General features: G+C 73.0%; 12 protein-coding genes and 1 pseudogene. 8 read left to right on the forward strand and 5 right to left on the reverse strand.

Annotated features, from left to right (window positions below; translation table 11 throughout):
- Positions 1 to 303: 303 nt before the first annotated feature.
- Complete coding sequence (locus OG422_RS12155; RefSeq protein ID WP_405742654.1) at positions 304 to 1,647, reverse strand: amidohydrolase; 1,344 nt, start codon at positions 1,645 to 1,647, stop codon at positions 304 to 306.
- Between the two features lie 177 nt (positions 1,648 to 1,824).
- Here OG422_RS12155 and OG422_RS12160 point away from each other — a divergent pair, with 177 nt between their 5' ends.
- The 4 genes and pseudogenes from OG422_RS12160 (at position 1,825) to OG422_RS12175 (ending at position 6,990) form a co-directional block, all read left to right on the forward strand.
- Positions 1,825 to 2,856: a methyltransferase gene (locus tag OG422_RS12160; protein ID WP_405742656.1), complete on the forward strand. Its 1,032-nt coding sequence runs from the start codon at positions 1,825 to 1,827 to the stop codon at positions 2,854 to 2,856.
- Between the two features lie 215 nt (positions 2,857 to 3,071).
- A pseudogene (locus OG422_RS12165) lies at positions 3,072 to 4,216 on the forward strand (low temperature requirement protein A).
- 629 nt (positions 4,217 to 4,845) lie between these two features.
- Complete coding sequence (locus OG422_RS12170; protein WP_143943911.1) at positions 4,846 to 5,652, forward strand: L,D-transpeptidase family protein; 807 nt, start codon at positions 4,846 to 4,848, stop codon at positions 5,650 to 5,652.
- 180 nt (positions 5,653 to 5,832) lie between these two features.
- Positions 5,833 to 6,990 carry a P1 family peptidase gene (locus tag OG422_RS12175; protein WP_405742658.1) on the forward strand — a complete coding sequence of 386 codons (1,158 nt, stop codon included), beginning with the start codon at positions 5,833 to 5,835 and terminating at the stop codon, positions 6,988 to 6,990.
- Positions 6,991 to 7,096: 106 nt separating this feature from the next.
- Here OG422_RS12175 and OG422_RS12180 read toward each other — a convergent pair whose 3' ends face one another.
- Entirely contained in the window at positions 7,097 to 7,813 is a 717-nt protein-coding gene (locus OG422_RS12180; protein WP_405742660.1) for a VIT family protein, read from the reverse strand.
- An 83-nt stretch (positions 7,814 to 7,896) separates the two neighbouring features.
- Here OG422_RS12180 and OG422_RS12185 point away from each other — a divergent pair, with 83 nt between their 5' ends.
- A complete protein-coding gene (locus tag OG422_RS12185) occupies positions 7,897 to 8,499 on the forward strand; it encodes a YIP1 family protein (RefSeq protein WP_405742662.1) in 603 nt (200 codons plus the stop codon).
- A 10-nt stretch (positions 8,500 to 8,509) separates the two neighbouring features.
- Here OG422_RS12185 and OG422_RS12190 read toward each other — a convergent pair whose 3' ends face one another.
- Positions 8,510 to 8,770 carry a hypothetical protein gene (locus OG422_RS12190; RefSeq protein WP_405742664.1) on the reverse strand — a complete coding sequence of 87 codons (261 nt, stop codon included), beginning with the start codon at positions 8,768 to 8,770 and terminating at the stop codon, positions 8,510 to 8,512.
- Between the two features lie 330 nt (positions 8,771 to 9,100).
- On the opposite strand from OG422_RS12190, the gene OG422_RS12195 reads away from it, so the two are divergent.
- Positions 9,101 to 10,351 (forward strand): CaiB/BaiF CoA transferase family protein, encoded by a 1,251-nt coding sequence (locus tag OG422_RS12195; protein ID WP_405742666.1) that lies wholly within the window; start codon positions 9,101 to 9,103, stop codon positions 10,349 to 10,351.
- 82 nt (positions 10,352 to 10,433) lie between these two features.
- Positions 10,434 to 11,762 (forward strand): Ig-like domain-containing protein, encoded by a 1,329-nt coding sequence (locus tag OG422_RS12200; RefSeq protein ID WP_143943790.1) that lies wholly within the window; start codon positions 10,434 to 10,436, stop codon positions 11,760 to 11,762.
- A 133-nt stretch (positions 11,763 to 11,895) separates the two neighbouring features.
- On the opposite strand, the gene OG422_RS12205 is transcribed toward OG422_RS12200, so the two are convergent.
- Positions 11,896 to 12,897 carry an RNA polymerase sigma factor RpoD/SigA gene (locus OG422_RS12205; protein ID WP_405742669.1) on the reverse strand — a complete coding sequence of 334 codons (1,002 nt, stop codon included), beginning with the start codon at positions 12,895 to 12,897 and terminating at the stop codon, positions 11,896 to 11,898.
- A gap of 608 nt (positions 12,898 to 13,505) precedes the next feature.
- Here OG422_RS12205 and OG422_RS12210 point away from each other — a divergent pair.
- On the forward strand, positions 13,506 to 14,057 hold the full coding sequence (locus OG422_RS12210; RefSeq protein WP_405742671.1) for a hypothetical protein: 552 nt from the start codon (positions 13,506 to 13,508) through the stop codon (positions 14,055 to 14,057).
- A 164-nt stretch (positions 14,058 to 14,221) separates the two neighbouring features.
- Here the strand turns inward: OG422_RS12210 and OG422_RS12215 are convergent, their stop codons facing one another.
- Complete coding sequence (locus tag OG422_RS12215) at positions 14,222 to 14,695, reverse strand: pyridoxamine 5'-phosphate oxidase family protein (RefSeq protein ID WP_405742673.1); 474 nt, start codon at positions 14,693 to 14,695, stop codon at positions 14,222 to 14,224.
- Positions 14,696 to 14,936 lie beyond the last annotated feature (241 nt).

Here is a 14,936-nt window from a genome sequence, read left to right on the forward strand (position 1 = left end):
CGCCCGGCCCGGGCGCCCGGCCGTCCTCCTCGCGCCGGGCCTGTCGCCCGGCTCCACCGATGCTGTGGCTTCCCCCAAGGGCAAGGTCAACCACACCCGTCGCCAGGGGCGGACGGCGGACCGTCGGGGCTGGACCAGGCGACGCCGGACCGACCGCCGGACGGTACGGAATCGGCGCCGGGCCACGCCGCCACACCCCGGGCCCGCCGCGCCGCACCGGCTCCGGCACGCGCCCCGGCCCGGCACACCCCGCCCCTCGCACGGCCGCGTGCCCCGGCCCCCGCCCGATGCACCGGCCCCCCGCTACCGCGCTTCGAGCCTGCTCAGGGCCGCCGTGGTGAGGGCCTGGACGCCCATGGTGAGGGTCGGGCGGGCGACGGGGGCGAAGCGCGGGGAGTGGTTGGAGGGGATGTCCTGCGCCAGCCGCCCGGCGGCGAACGCCGTGTGGAACGCCTCCGGGTCCCAGCCGCCCAGCCACCAGTAGTAGAGCGGCGCCCCGGCGGCCGTCGCCAGCAGCCCCGCGTCCTCGCTGCCGGACGCCGGGTCGTACGCGAACAGCCGCTGCTCGCCGAAGAGTCCGGTGAAGGCCGAGTTGACCTGCCGCAGCGTCCGCGCGTCGTTGAAGGTCACCGGGAAGGCGTCCAGGACCACGGTCTCCGGGGGCCGCTGCGCGCCCGACGCCTCCGCCTCGGCCCGCGCTATCCGATCGACGGCGTCCAGCACCCGGGACCGTACGGTCTCGTCGAAGGTGCGGACGCTGAGCTTGACCACAGCGCGGTCGGGGATGACGTTGGCGGTGTCACCGGCCTGGAACGACCCGACGGTGACCACCGCCCGCTCGCCGGGCGCCACCTCGCGCGCCACCACGGACTGCACCCGCTGGACGAACGACGCCGCCATGACGATCGGGTCGACGGTGGTCTCCGGCCGGGAGCCGTGGCCGCCGCTGCCGTGGAAGGTGATCTCCAGGCTGTCGGCCGCCGCCATGCACGCCCCGGGGCAGTACGCGATCAGCCCCGCGCCGAAGGGCGCCACATGCTGGGCCAGCACCACATCCGGCGTCGGCACGATCCCCTCGGTGTAGAGACCCGCCGCCAGCATCGCGCGGGCCCCGCCGCCGCTCTCCTCGGCGGGCTGGAAGAGCACCACCAGCGTCCCCGACCAGCGGGCCCGCCCCGCCGCCAGCAGATCGGCGGCGCCCAGCAGGCAGCTGACGTGCGCATCGTGCCCGCAGGCGTGCATCACACCGGGCACGGTCGACGCGTACGGCAGACCGGTGCCCTCGGTGACCGGCAGCGCGTCCATGTCGGCGCGCAGCAGCACCACCGGCCCCGACCCGTTGCGCAGCACCCCGGTGACACCGGTCCCGGCTATCTCGGTGGTGACGTCGTAACCCCAGGAGGACAGGCGCCGGGCGACCTCGGCCGCCGTGCGCGTCTCCTGGAAGGAGAGTTCGGGGTGGCGGTGCAGGTCCTCGTAGAGCGCCACCAGATCGTCGAGGCGGTCGTCGAGCGGTGCGAGCACGGCGTCCCGGTCCGCGGCGGCGTCCGCGCCCCCGTCGCCGGGCCCCCTCCCGCCCGCGCGCCCGCCGCCGTACCCGTCGGCGGTATCGGTCCTGGTCTCACGGTCCTCATCACGGTGACCCATACACGCATTCGATCACGGTCCGGGTGTCCGGGCATCCCTACCGGCCACCTCCGTACGGCGCGATCCCGGCGCCCGGCTGGCCGGACTTCGCGGGTGCGGCCCGGCGCTCTGGTGACACGCGGGCCGGACGCTGCGACCGTGGACCAGCACCTTCACGTCGATGACCGGAGGCGGACGTTGGCCACTTCATCCCCTCGACCGACCGGCGAGCCCACCGATCTCGTCACGCACCTGACGGACCAGGCTCTGGGGCACCTCTTTTCGGCCGCGCTGCGCACCGCGGCCCATCACCGCATCGCCGACCATCTGGCCCGCGGCCCCCGCACCCCCGAGCAGCTGGCGGAGGCCACCGGCACACACGCCCCGCATCTGCGCCGGGTGCTGCGCCTCCTCGCCAGCCGCGGCATCTTCCATGAGGACTCCTCCGGCACCTACCAGCTGACGCCCGCCGCCCGCATGTTGCGGACGGACGTACCCGATTCGCTGCACACCGCGGTGCTGATGCTGACCGACACGCTGTTCCGGCGGACGTCGGAGAAGCTGGAGGAGACCGTCCGGGACGGCGCGGCGCCCTTCGAGCGTCTCTTCGGGCAGCCCCTCTTCCAGTACCTCCAGGGCGACGAGCGGGCCCGCACCCTTCTCGACGACGGGATGACCTCCCTGTCGGCCACCGCGGACGAGGCGGTCGCGGCGGCCTACCCCTTCCCGGAGACCGGCACGGTCGTCGATGTCGGCGGTGGCCGTGGCGGGCTGCTCCGCGCGGTACTGCGCCGCCGCCCGGCGCTGACCGGCGTCCTCGTCGACCAGGCGCCACCGCTCGCCCGTCACCTCCTGGACAGCGACGAGCTGAAGGGCCGCTGGCGCACCGAGGAGGCCGACTTCTTCACGGCGGTCCCGGCGGGCGGCGACGTCTACGTCCTCAAGCATGTGCTGCACGACTGGCCCGACGAGCGGTGCCGGGCGATCCTGCGGACCTGCCGCGCCGCGATGGCACCCGGCAGCCGGATATTGATCGTCGAATCGGTGCTGCCACCGGGCAACGCCCCGCACTTCGGCAAGACGATGGACGTGGCGATGATGGCGGTCGTCGACGGGCGGGAGCGGGGCTCGGAGGAGTTCGCGGCGCTGCTGTCGTCCGGCGGTTTCCGGCTCACCCGCGTCCTGCCGACCGGCGCGACGCCGTCCGTGGTGGAGGCGGTGGCCGAATGACCTGATCCGGCGTCGGCCCGTACGCACGGCGGGTCCGCGAGCGGCGTCCTCGGTCGCGGCGGGCGCCGCACTTCACGGGCCGCGCCGCGACGGTGCCCACGGTTCGTCGGCGGTTGCGCCGGTCCGGCGGGCCGTGCGCGCACCGTCGTGGGCGACGTGATCGCGCAGGGGTGGATCACCGGCTGCCCTGGAGGAACCGCACCGTGCCGGTCCGTATGCGAGCCCGCCGCACCGACGAGGCACACCGCGCCTCCACACCGCTGGAGCTCTTCTTCGACCTGTGTTTCGTCGTGGGCATCGCCCAGGCCGGCCGTCAGCTCGTGCACGCCCTCGCCGAGGGTCACCCCGGCCACGGCATCAGCGGCTAGCTAATGCTCTATTCCGCCATCTGGTTGGCGTGGATGAACTTCAGCTGGTTCGCCTCCGCCTACGACACCGACGACACGCTCTACCGGATCACGACACTGGTGCAGATCGCGGGCGTGCTGATCCTGGCCGCGGGCGTACCGCGGGCCTTCGAGGAGAGTCAGTTCACGGTCGTCTGGTTCGGCTATCTGGTGATGCGGCTGGCGATGGCCACCCAGTGGCTGCGGGCCGCGCACGGCTGCCGCGGCGAGGAGCGCCGCACCGCGCTGCGCTACGCGGGCGGCGTGATCCTGTGCCAGGCCGGCTGGCTGGGACTGCTGTTCGCGCCGGAGGGGGCCGCCCGTGGGTGTTCCTGGTGATGGCGGTGGCGGAGCTGTGCGTACCGGTGTTCGCGGAGCGGCACCGGGCGACGGCGTGGCATCCGCATCACATCGCGGAGCGGTACGGGCTGTTCACCATCATCGTGCTGGGCGAGACGATCTCGGCGGCCACCGTCGCCGTGCAGTCCGCGCTGGATGAGCACGACGAGCTGGGGGCGCTGCTGCCGATCGCCGCCGGTGGTCTGCTGCTGGTCTTCGCCGCGTACTGGATCTACTTCGCGGTCCCCATCCATCTGCACCTGCGCTCCAGCCGCCAGGCGTTCGTCTGGGGCTACGGCCATTACGTCGTGTTCGGCTCGGCGGCGGCGATCGGCGCGGGCATCGAGGTCGCGGTGGAGCAGTCGGTCGGCGCCTCGCATCTGACGGTCCTGGCGGCGTCCGCCTGTGTGACAGTTCCGGCCGCGCTGTTCCTGTTCAGTGTCTGGCTGCTGCACTCGCGCCACCAGAAGCGGGGCCGGGCGCAGCAGCTGGTGCTGCCCCTCGCCGCGGTCGCCGTGCTGGGCTGCACGTTCGCCGGGACGTACGCGGTGTTCGCGTCCGGCCTGGTGTGCGCGGCGGCGGTCGCCACCGGCGTCGCCCTGACCTCCCGCCAGAGCACGGCGCTGAGCGTGTGACCCCGACGGGGCGGCCGGGGTGCGCCGCCCCGGCAGCCCCGGCAGCCCCGCCAAGCCGCGGATGCCGTCGGCGCCCGCCCAGCCCCGTGCCTCCGCCACCCCGGTGAACGGAGCACCCTCCCCGAGCCCGACCGGGGGAATTACGGCGTCCGATTTTGGTGGCCGGGGCGGTTCCCCCGGACGCGTGACCGGCGGTCGATCCCGCCGCACGGCGCCGCCGGGCCGCCCACCCGCCGGTCAACGGGGCGCCACGCGCCCGCCTCCCTCCTCCGGCGTACGCCCGTGACCTGCGGCTCCTCGGCATTGGAGGTCAACTCATGGACACGTAGGGGATTTTGCGGTGAATTTTCAGCCATGTTCCACCCCTGCCGACGGGCCGTCACCACCGCTCCGCAAGGGAACGTAAACCGCGACACTCCGACCTCTTTCGAGTGTACATTCCGGGCGTTCGGGTCTCGCGATCCGGAGGCGGGAACGAAGGCGGAGGCAGCGACACGACCTCCTGACGGTAGAGTGCAGATTGCCCTTTTTATGCCTACGAGCCCCTCGCCCGCAGGCATCTGAGGACCCGTACCGTCCGTGCGTACCCGACCGTCCGCATCTGATCCGTATCTGAGGAGACGCCAGCCATGGCCGCCCGCCACGCTCAGCCCCGCGCGCGCAGAAGCATGTCCCGCCGCGGGAAGGCCGTGAGCGGTCTCGCGCTGACCACGTTGATGGGCACCGCCCTGTGGGCCTGGCCCGCATCCGGCGATGACCACGACGCGCAGCAGGAGGCCAAGAACGGCACCCCCGCGTCGGTATCCGGTCCGGAGAAAACGTCCGGCGCCAAGACCGTCGCGAACGCCACCCGCCCCATCCCGGGCCTGAGCGACGAGGAGCGGAAGCGGATACCGGCCAACTCCCGTCAGGTCCTCGTCGTGCGGGGCGCGGACAAGGACTCCTTCGGCTCCAAGGTGGTCCTCTACACCCGCGCCAAGGGGTCGGACGACTGGCGTCCCGGTGCGCAGTGGGCCGCCCACAACGCCGCGCACGGCTGGACCGAGGACCACCACTACGGCGACCTGCGGTCCCCGGAAGGGGTCTTCGCCCTGACCGACGCCGGTGGCCTGCTGCCCGCCCCCAAGGGCACCAAGCTCCCCTACGACCACAACGACAGCTTCGTCGCCAACGGCACCGGTGTGGAGGGCGAGCCCCTGGCGGGCGCGTTCGACTACGTCATCGCCATCAACTACAACCGCGTGGCCGGCACCTCGCCGCTGGACCCGGAGCGGCCCGACGGTGACGAGAAGGGCGGCGGCGTGTGGCTGCACGTCGACCACGACGGCCCCACCCAGGGATGCGTGAGCCTCAAGCCCGAGGTGATGCAGGAGCTGCTGCGGACCCTGGACCCCGCGCAACACCCGGTCATCGTGATGGGCCCGGGCGACAGCTGACGGCCCACCGGCCGGGCCCCGCGCCCGGCCGGTGGGCCGCATCCGGGGTCCGCACCCGGCCGGGCCGCATCCGGGCCCCGCACCGTCCGTACGTCAGAGCCCTGGCGCGCCCCGCGTCGGCGCCCCGTCGCCCCGTCTCGCCCCTGCCCCGTGCCGCACCCCCCGTGGTACGCATGACGCATGGCTGACGCACCGCACCGCCACGACGCCCTGACCGATGTGCCCGGCCTGCGGGTGGGGCACGCCCAGCGCATCGGCTCCGGGCATCTGTCCGGCACCACCGTCGTCCTGGCGCCCGAGGGCGGCGCGGTCGCCGCGGTCGATGTGCGCGGCGGCGGGCCCGGCACCCGCGAGACCGACGCCCTCGATCCCCGCAACCTCGTCCAGCGCGTCGACGCCGTCGTGCTGACCGGCGGCAGCGCCTTCGGGCTCGACGCCGCGTCAGGGGTCGCCGCCTGGCTGGAGGAGCGCGGTCGCGGCTTCCGCGTCGGCCCCGACCCCTCGCAGGTGGTGCCGGTCGTCCCGGCCGCCGCCCTCTTCGACCTCGGGCGCGGCGGCGACTGGCAGGCCCGGCCGGACGCCGCGCTGGGCCGGGCCGCGGCCCATACGGCGCACCACGCCCCGCCGGGCGGCCCCGTCGAGCGCGGCAACGTCGGCGCCGGTACGGGCGCGGTGGCCGGCGGGTTCAAGGGCGGGGTCGGGACGGCGAGCGTGCTGCTGCCGTCCGGGGTCACCGTCGCCGCGCTCGCCGCCGTCAACGCCGCCGGGTCCCCCGTCGATCCGCGCACCGGTGTGCTCTACGGGCACCTCCTCGGGCCGGACGGGGCGCCCGCCGCATCGCCCGAGCCGGAGCGGCACGCGGCAGCGGTCCGGGCGCTGGCCGCGGCGCGGGAGATGTCCCGGGAGCGGTCGGCGGCCTCGGCCCGGCCGCCGCTCAACACCACCCTCGCGGTCGTCGCGACGGACGCCGCGCTCACCCGCGCCCAGGCCCAGAAGCTGGCCGGTACGGCGCACGACGGGCTGGCCCGCGCGGTGCGCCCCGTCCATCTGCTGTCCGACGGTGACACCGTCTTCGCACTGGCCACCTGCGGCCGCCCGCTCGCCCCGGAGGCGGCGGGCGCCGACCCGGTGTTCACGGTGCACACCGAGGCCGGGGCCCTCAACGACGTCCTCGCCGCCGGGGCCGATGTCCTGACCCGCGCCGTCACCGACGCGCTGCTGTCCGCCACGTCCGTCGACGGGCCCGGCGGCGTCTTCCCTTCGTATACGGAGCTGTACGGCGGGACGGGTGCGCCCGGGGCAGGCCCGTCCGGCGCCACGAGCCCGGGGCTGCCGTAGGGCGTGTCCTGGCGCCGGCCCGGTCGCGCGCGGCAGCACCGCTCGTACGCCCCGCACCGTGCCGCCCCGGAAGCCGACGCCCCATGCCGCCCCCGGGGTGCGCCCCTCACACCCCACTGGCCCCCAGCGCCACCCCCGCCACGTACGTGACGGCCATCGCCAGTACGCCGCCCCCGGCATTGCGGAGGATCGCGGGGGCGACGGGGGCGGCGCCGAGGCGGGCGCTCATCCAGCCGCACAGGGCGAGGGCGGCGAGCACCGCGCCGACGGTGATCGGGAGCCGCAGGCCGTCCGGTGGCAGCACGATCGCCAGGAGCGGGAGCAGCGCCCCGACGGTGAAGGCGAGGAAGCTGGCGCCCGCCGCGTGCCAGGGGTTGGTCAGCGCGTCCGGGTCGATGCCCAGCTCCACCTCGGCGTGGGCGCGCAGCGCGTCGTGCGCGGTGAGCTGCTCGGCCACCTCCCGGGCCAGCTTCGCGCTCAGCCCCTTCGCCCTCAGCAGGCCGGTCAGTTCGATGAGTTCGGCCTTCGGCTCGGTGGCCAGTTCCCGCCGCTCCTGGACCAGCGCGGCCTTCTCGGCGTCCCGCTGCGTGGAGACGGAGACGAACTCGCCCGCGGCCATCGACATGGACCCGGCGAGCAGCCCGGCGAGTCCGGCGGTCAGCAGGGTGGAACGGGATCCGGTGGCTCCGGCGACGCCGACGACCAGGCCCGCGGTGGAGACCACACCGTCGTTGGCGCCGAGCACCGCGGCGCGCAGCCAGTTGAGCCGCCCGCCCAACCCCTCGCCGTGCGCCTCGTCGTGATCGGGAGTCTGCTCGCTCATGTCCGCAGACTCTCATCCAGGGCCCCGCTCCCGGCGCCGACGCCACCGCATCGCGACAAAACGGCCGATGGTAGAACGGCTGTATGTCCGCTCCGCCGCCCCCCGCACCCACGCTCGTCCAGCCGCCCCGCCCCGTACCCGAGCGGCGGCGGCTGTGGTGGCACCGGCTGTTCCTCGGCCTGTGGTACCGCCCGGTGGAGGTGCTCGACGAGGCGCGGGACCGTTCCGCGTGGGGCGCGGCGGTGGCGTTGTGCCTGGTCAGCGGCGCTATCGGGGTGTTGTCGGTGGACGCGTTCCACGGGCAGTGGGCGGCCGACCCGAACGCGGCGCTCAAGCTGATGGGACTGGCCGCCGGATGCGTGCTGGCGGCCAGCTTCGCGCTGGGCGCGGCCACCCATGCCATCGCGCGGACGCTGGGCGGCAACGGCCGCTTCGCGCCGACCGTGAGCCTGTTCATCGTGCTGTTCTGGGTGACCGATCTGCCGCGGCTGCTCCTCGCGACGTGGCTCCCCCCGCAGGCCACCTTCGTCCAGGCGCTGACGTGGACGACCTGGGGCTTCGGCTACGTCCTGGCGGTGCTGCTGATACGGGGTCAGCACCATCTGCCGACGCACAAGGCGGCGGCCGCGATATCGGTGCAGATGCTGGCGGCGCTGGCGCTGCTCAAGCTCGGCCCCGTGCAGTGAACCGCGGGGCTCAGCGGCGGCGCGTCAGCTGCCGTACGAGCAGGGCGAACGCCTCGCGCTCGGCGGCGGTCAGCTCCACGCACTCGGCGGGCGGACCGGCCGGGCCCGTCTGCCGCGGCACCCGGTCCAGCAGCGCCCGGCCGCCGCGCCCGGCCGCCGCGCGGCGCTCCTCCCGGCGCAACAGCCGGAGCAGCCCGACGACCCAGACGACGCTCGCGACACCGAGCACGGCGAATCCGATCAGCTGAAGGATCTCGACGGAGAGGAGCATGCGGTCCTCCAGGGCAAGGCGGTGTGCGGTGGATGGCGCGGCTACGGTGGACGGAGCGGTTGCCCGTGAGTGGGGGAGAGCGTCGGCCGGGTCCCGCGGAACTCTACGGGCACCGGGTGAAGTCCTGTACCCCTCAGGAGAATTACCGGCATTACAGTACTTCACACCATTATGCGGGAACTGCCTGTCCACTCCGGCCACCCGCTCCCCGCCGCCTCCCCTCCGGGGCGGCAGAATGTGGCCGTCCGCCTTGGACACCGCGGCGGCTTCCCGCACCCCTGGGCCTCGCCGACGATGGCGGCACCCGTCCGCGAGGTGAGGAGTACGCACGTGCCGCAGCCGTCCCCGCAGTCACCGCCTCCGCAGCAGCCCGAGCCACACCCCCCGAGGGACAAGGCCGACGGGGACGCGCCGCCCGCCCGCGCCCTCGACGGCCTCCTCGTCGCCGACTTCAGCCGGGTGCTGGCGGGCCCGCTGGCCGCGGCGACCCTCGCCGATCTGGGCGCCGATGTCGTCAAGGTGGAGCGGCCCGGCGCCGGTGACGACACCCGGGCCTGGGGCCCGCCGTTCGGCGCCGACGGCACCGCCGCCTACTTCGACGCCGCCAACCGCTCCAAGCGCGGCCTCGCGCTGGACCTCGGCGACCCCGACGACGCAGCCGCCGCCCGCGAACTGGCCCGCCGCGCCGACGTCCTGATCGAGAATTTCCGGCCCGGTGCCCTCGCGAAGTACGGCCTCGACGCGGCGTCCACCCGGGCCGCCAACCCGCGCCTGGTGCACTGCTCGATCACCGGTTTCGGCTCGGGCGGCGGCGCCCATCTGGCCGGGTACGACTTCGTGGTGCAGGCGGTCGGCGGGCTGATGAGCATCACCGGGGAGCCCGGTGGCACACCGTTGAAGGCCGGGGTGGCCCTCGTCGACGTTCTCACCGCGAAGGACGCCACCACCGCGATCCTCGCCGCGCTGCACCATCGCGAGCGCACCGGGCGGGGCCAGCTGGTGGAGGTCAATCTGCTGTCGTCGCTGCTGGGCTCGCTCGTCAACCAGGCGTCGGGGCATCTGGCGACGGGCCGCGACCCGGGCCCGATGGGTAACCGTCACCCGAGCATCGCCCCGTACGAGACGCTGGCCTGCCGGGACGGTCCACTGGCCGTCGCGGTGGGCAACGACCGGCAGTTCCGGGCGCTGGCGCAGGCCCTGGGCGCCCCTGAGCTGGCGGACGACGACCGTTTCCGCCGCAACCAGGACCGCGTACAAAACCGTACAGAGCTGGTCGAAACTCTGGAGGATTTGCTTTCCTCGGATACGCCGCAGTCCTGGACGGAACGGCTTACCGCGGCGTCCGTGCCCTGCGGGCCCGTCAACACCCTCTCCGAGGCACTGGAGTTCGCCGGGCAGCTGGGCCTGGCGCCCGTGACTCCCGTGGGGGAGGGGAGAATTCCCCAGATCAGCAGCGCACTGCGGCTCTCCGAGACGCCCGTCACAGCCCCGACGCCCCCACCACGTCTGGACGAACACGGCACACCGCTGCGAACCTGGCTGTCGGGCCCTCCCGACCACCCCCTTCCGCCATGCGTGTGACCTTGCCCACAAGTTCTGGCCATCCGCAACCAATTCCAGCCGTACGCGCTGTTTACCAGCACGTATCACACAACACCCTTGTATGGAGCAGCTCGTGACATCGCCGGACAACTCCGCCCCCGCTCGGTCCCGCACCTCGCACCAGCTGCTCCAGCCCCCCGAGCAGGACGCCATCGCGGCGCCGTGCCGGGGCCGCCGGACCCGCCGTGCCCTCGCACTGACAGCGCTGCTCGCGGCTGGTGCGCTGACGCTGTCGGCGTGCGGCGGCAGCGCCGAGGCCGGTTCGGGTGACGGCAAGAACGGTCAGGCGGGCGCCGACGCCGCCGCCGCGAAGGACGCCTCGGACGCCAAGATCACGGTCTCGTCGAAGGACGGCGCGACGGACGCCAGCATCAACGACACCGGGGTGAAGGTCACCAGCGGCAAGTTGACCGAGGTGAAGCTGACGGTGGCCGACAGCGGCGCCCCCGTCGAGGGCGCCATATCGGACGACGGCGCCTCCTGGAAGCCCGGCGTCCAGCTGGAGCGGGGCACCAAGTACAAGCTCGTGGCGAACGCCAAGGACGCCAAGGGCCGCTCCGCCACCGAGAACGCCACCTTCAGCACCGTCTCGTCGGACCACAGCTTCATCGGCAACTACACACCCGACGACGGCAAGACCGTCGGCGTCGGCATGCCGGTGTCGTTCAACTTCGACAAGGCCATCACCAACAAGAAGGACGTCCAGTCCCACATCACGGTGACGTCCGACAGCGGCCAGGAGGTCGCCGGCCACTGGTTCGGCGCGCAGCGTCTCGACTTCCGGCCCGAGGAGTACTGGAAGGCCAACTCCAAGGTCACGATGAAGATCGACCTGGACGGTGTGCAGGGCGGTGAGGGCATCACCGGCGTGCAGTCCAAGACGGTCACCTTCACCATCGGCCGCTCGCAGGTCTCGACGGTCGACATGAACACCCAGACCATGACGGTCAAGCGGGACGGATCGGTCCTCAAGTCCCTTCCGATCTCCGGCGGCAGCCCCGATCACCCCACCTACAACGGCCAGATGGTGATCTCGGAGAAGTTCACGCAGACCCGGATGGACGGTTCGACGGTCGGCTTCGGCGGCGAGTACGACATCAAGGACGTCCCGCACGCCATGCGGCTCTCATCGTCCGGCACCTTCATCCACGGCAACTACTGGGGCTCGCCCTCGATCTTCGGCAAGTCCGGCACCAGCCACGGCTGCGTCGGCCTGCGCGACGCGAAGGGCGGCGGCGGGGACACCCCCGGCAAGTGGTTCTTCGACCAGTCGCTCATCGGCGACGTGGTGATCGTCAAGAACTCCCCCGACAAGACCGTCCAGCCCGACAACGGCCTCAACGGCTGGAACCTCTCCTGGTCCGATTGGAAGGCCGGCGGCGCCGCCTGACGCATGCCGTGCGGGCGGGGGCGCTACGCCTGACAGCCCGGAAACACACGAATCGACGGCCGACCCTCCTCACGGGGGTCGGCCGTCGATTCGTGTGAGCGAAAGTACGGACCCGGGGCGTGCCGGGGGCCGGTCAGGCCGCCGCGTCGAAACCGGTGTCGTGGGCCATCCGCTTCAGCTCGACCAAGGCGTGCTTCTCGATCTGGCGGATGCGCTCGCGGGTCAGACCGTGCTGCTTGCCGACCTCGGTCAGCGTGCGCTCGCGGCCGTCCTCTATGCCGTAGCGCGCCTTGATGATCGAGGCGGTGCGGTGGTCGAGGCGGTCGATCAGGTCCTCCAGCTCCTCGCTGCGCAGCAGGGAGAGCACGGACTGCTCGGGCGAGGCGGCGGAGGTGTCCTCCAGCAGGTCACCGAACTGCGTGTCGCCGTCGTCGTCCACCGACATGTTGAGGCTGACCGGGTCGCGGGCCCAGTCCAGCACGTCGGTGACGCGCGCGGGCGTCGAACCCAGCTCCGCTGCCACCTCGGCGGGCTCCGGATCGCGGCCGTTCTCGCGGTTGAACTCCCGCTGGACGCGGCGGATGCGGCCCAGCTCCTCGACGAGGTGCACGGGCAGCCGGATCGTGCGCGACTGGTCGGCAATGGAACGGGTGATGGCCTGGCGGATCCACCACGTCGCATACGTGGAGAACTTGAAGCCCTTGGCGTAGTCGAACTTCTCCACCGCGCGCACCAGACCGGCGTTGCCCTCCTGGATCAGATCCAGCAGCGGCAGCCCGGCTCGCGGGTAGCGGCGCGCGACGGCGACGACCAGCCGGAGGTTGGAGCGGATGAAGACGTCCTTGGCCTGCTCCCCCGCCGCGACCAGCGCCTCCAGCTCCTCGCGGCGCGCGCCCGCGGCGTTGCCGTCGGTCACGACCTCATCGAGGATATTCTGCGCGTACACACCCGCCTCGATGGTCTGGGACAGCTCGACCTCCTTGGCGGCGTCGAGCAGGGGCGTGCGCGCGATTTCGTCGAGGTACATGCCGACCAGGTCGCGGTCGGCGATCTCCCCGCCTACGGCGCGAACTCTGCTGGCCCCGTCAGCACCGCTCCTGGTGGTCTGACGGCGGGCGACGGCACGGGTTGCCATGCGTGAGCTCCCTTTGCGATGAGTCGGTGATGAGTCGTTCGCGGGACGATGGACGCGGGAGGCCCGGGGTGACCGAACTGCCCCATCCGAAGGAAACAACGGCTGGAAACCGGACAGAATTCCCAAGCTGCCCGTCTATTTTTCTGATCATGCAGTACCCTGCGCGGTCACCTAGGGCAGTCAGCCGCTGCCGGACGGGGAGAACCGCAGGTCAGGTGGGGCGTGCGGGTCGCAGCTGCGCCCCGCACGCCCGGTGAGCAATTCCTTCGGGCGAGACGCCCGTCACCTCGGTGGCGTCTTCTGCGTCCCTGGGGTCACTGACGCGCCTGGTGCCCGGTGGCCGCCCCGACGCCCGACGGCTCCTGCGATCCCGACTCCGAAGACGACCTGCGCCTTCCCCAGGTTGCCTCGAATCCGCCCATGGCTCCCGGATCGCCTCGAAACCTCCCATGCCCCCGGGATTTCTCCGAACCCGCCCCTGCGGGGACGGCCGCTCCTACTCCGGTGCGGGAGGGGTCCGTGCCTGTTCTCCGGGCTCGCTGATCCAGTTGACGGGGGCAGTGCGCGGGTGTCGCCTGGACAGGAGGGGCAAGCGAGAGGAGCCCGTCATGGAGAACCCTGCTCCGCGCCATGGTGCGCGGGCCGCCGGTACGCACGGCGCGGTCGAACGGGAACACGGCGCGACCGCCGACGCCCCGGCCGCAGGTACGGAGTCCGAAGCGACGCATCCCAAGGGCGGCCGTCGGCTGCCGGCCAAGGTGGTGTGGCCCGTCGTCGCCGCGCTCGGTTTCGGCTGCTACACGATCTGGATCGATCACACCAGCGGCGCGAGCGGTGGCCAGGCCGCCCTGCTCGGGCTGATCACCGCGGTAATCACCGGTGCGCTGGGGCTGGCGCTCGTGCACTTCCAGTCCACCATGATCACCGACACCCGGGCGCTCGCCTACGGCACGCTCTTCGGCGCCAGCATGGGCTGGCTCTACAACCTCAGCGGCCCGTCCGTCCTGAAGTCGTCGGCCTGGGGCCTGGTGATGGGCGCGGTGATGTTCGTCGTCTCCCTCTACATCTTCCGCAACCATCGCGTCCGCGAACCCCACGGCCTGCACCGGCCCCGGAGGCAGGGCAGGCACGGGCATGGCACACCGCATGGTGCCCATTGACCGTTGGTCATTGGCATGAGTCATTCGCCATCGACTGCGGGCCGCGCCCCCGCCTGCACCTGGGCACCCGAGTTGCGGTGCCCGGGTGCGGGCCTGTGTGCGGGCGGGCCTGCGTGCGGGCGGGCTTGGGTGACCGGCGGCCGGGCCCCGTCAGCCCCCGCCCCCTACCGCCGCACCCTCCGCAACCCCCCGTCCGGCCGCCAGCTCTGGACGATCATCGTGGCGTCCCGTACCGACACCCGTACGATCTCCGTCACCTCGGCCCGGAAGAGGAGGAACGGTTCCGGTGGCCGCACCTCGTCCGCGTAGCGTCTGATCACCTCCTCGTCGGCCACCTCGACCGCCCGGCCGGACACCCGTACATCACCGTCCGACAGATCCGTACCGGGCCCCGGGTTGGCGTGCAGGGCGAACCGGGGATCGGCGTGCAGGTCCGCGCCCTTGCGGGAACCCGTCAGCATGCCGAGCCAGAGCTCGCCGAAGCGGAAGTCTGCCTCCAGGCCGGTCAGCCGCGGGGAGCCGTCGGCGCGGAGCGTGCCCAGCACATGGTGCGGGTACCGCCCGAACCGCTCCCGCACCTCGCGGACGAACTCCGGCTCCCGCGCCTCGGCCACCGCCCAGCCGACACCGCGCGGCACGGGCCCGCCCGGCCCACTCCATGCTTCCGCGCCCGGCCGCCCTGACGGCGACGACTGCGGCATCGGCGCCCCGGGGGCCCCGGGGGCCGAAGGCAACATCTCCGGGCCGGGCGTACCCGCGCCTGTGCCGCTCTCTCCGTATGCGCTTCGTGTCATGCCTCCACGGTCGCCCCCTTACCTGACATCCGCTGTCCGGATTCCCCCACGCTTCTGCCCACCCGGCGTACCGGGCCCGCTCCCC

The sequence above is a fragment of the Streptomyces sp. NBC_01525 genome (assembly GCF_045040405.1).
Classification (GTDB): Bacteria; Actinomycetota; Actinomycetes; order Streptomycetales; family Streptomycetaceae; genus Streptomyces; species Streptomyces benahoarensis.

What these genes read in the sequence shown, in the direction of transcription:
- OG422_RS12155 (WP_405742654.1), bottom strand. Translation starts at nt 1,647, where the DNA reads ATGGGTCACCGTGATGAGGACCGTGAGACCAGGACCGATACCGCCGAC.
- OG422_RS12170 (WP_143943911.1), top strand. Translation starts at nt 4,846, where the DNA reads ATGGCCGCCCGCCACGCTCAGCCCCGCGCGCGCAGAAGCATGTCCCGC.
- OG422_RS12175 (WP_405742658.1), top strand. Translation starts at nt 5,833, where the DNA reads ATGGCTGACGCACCGCACCGCCACGACGCCCTGACCGATGTGCCCGGC.
- OG422_RS12180 (WP_405742660.1), bottom strand. Translation starts at nt 7,813, where the DNA reads ATGAGCGAGCAGACTCCCGATCACGACGAGGCGCACGGCGAGGGGTTG.
- OG422_RS12185 (WP_405742662.1), top strand. Translation starts at nt 7,897, where the DNA reads ATGTCCGCTCCGCCGCCCCCCGCACCCACGCTCGTCCAGCCGCCCCGC.
- OG422_RS12190 (WP_405742664.1), bottom strand. Translation starts at nt 8,770, where the DNA reads ATGCTCCTCTCCGTCGAGATCCTTCAGCTGATCGGATTCGCCGTGCTC.
- OG422_RS12200 (WP_143943790.1), top strand. Translation starts at nt 10,434, where the DNA reads ATGGAGCAGCTCGTGACATCGCCGGACAACTCCGCCCCCGCTCGGTCC.
- OG422_RS12205 (WP_405742669.1), bottom strand. Translation starts at nt 12,897, where the DNA reads ATGGCAACCCGTGCCGTCGCCCGCCGTCAGACCACCAGGAGCGGTGCT.
- OG422_RS12210 (WP_405742671.1), top strand. Translation starts at nt 13,506, where the DNA reads ATGGAGAACCCTGCTCCGCGCCATGGTGCGCGGGCCGCCGGTACGCAC.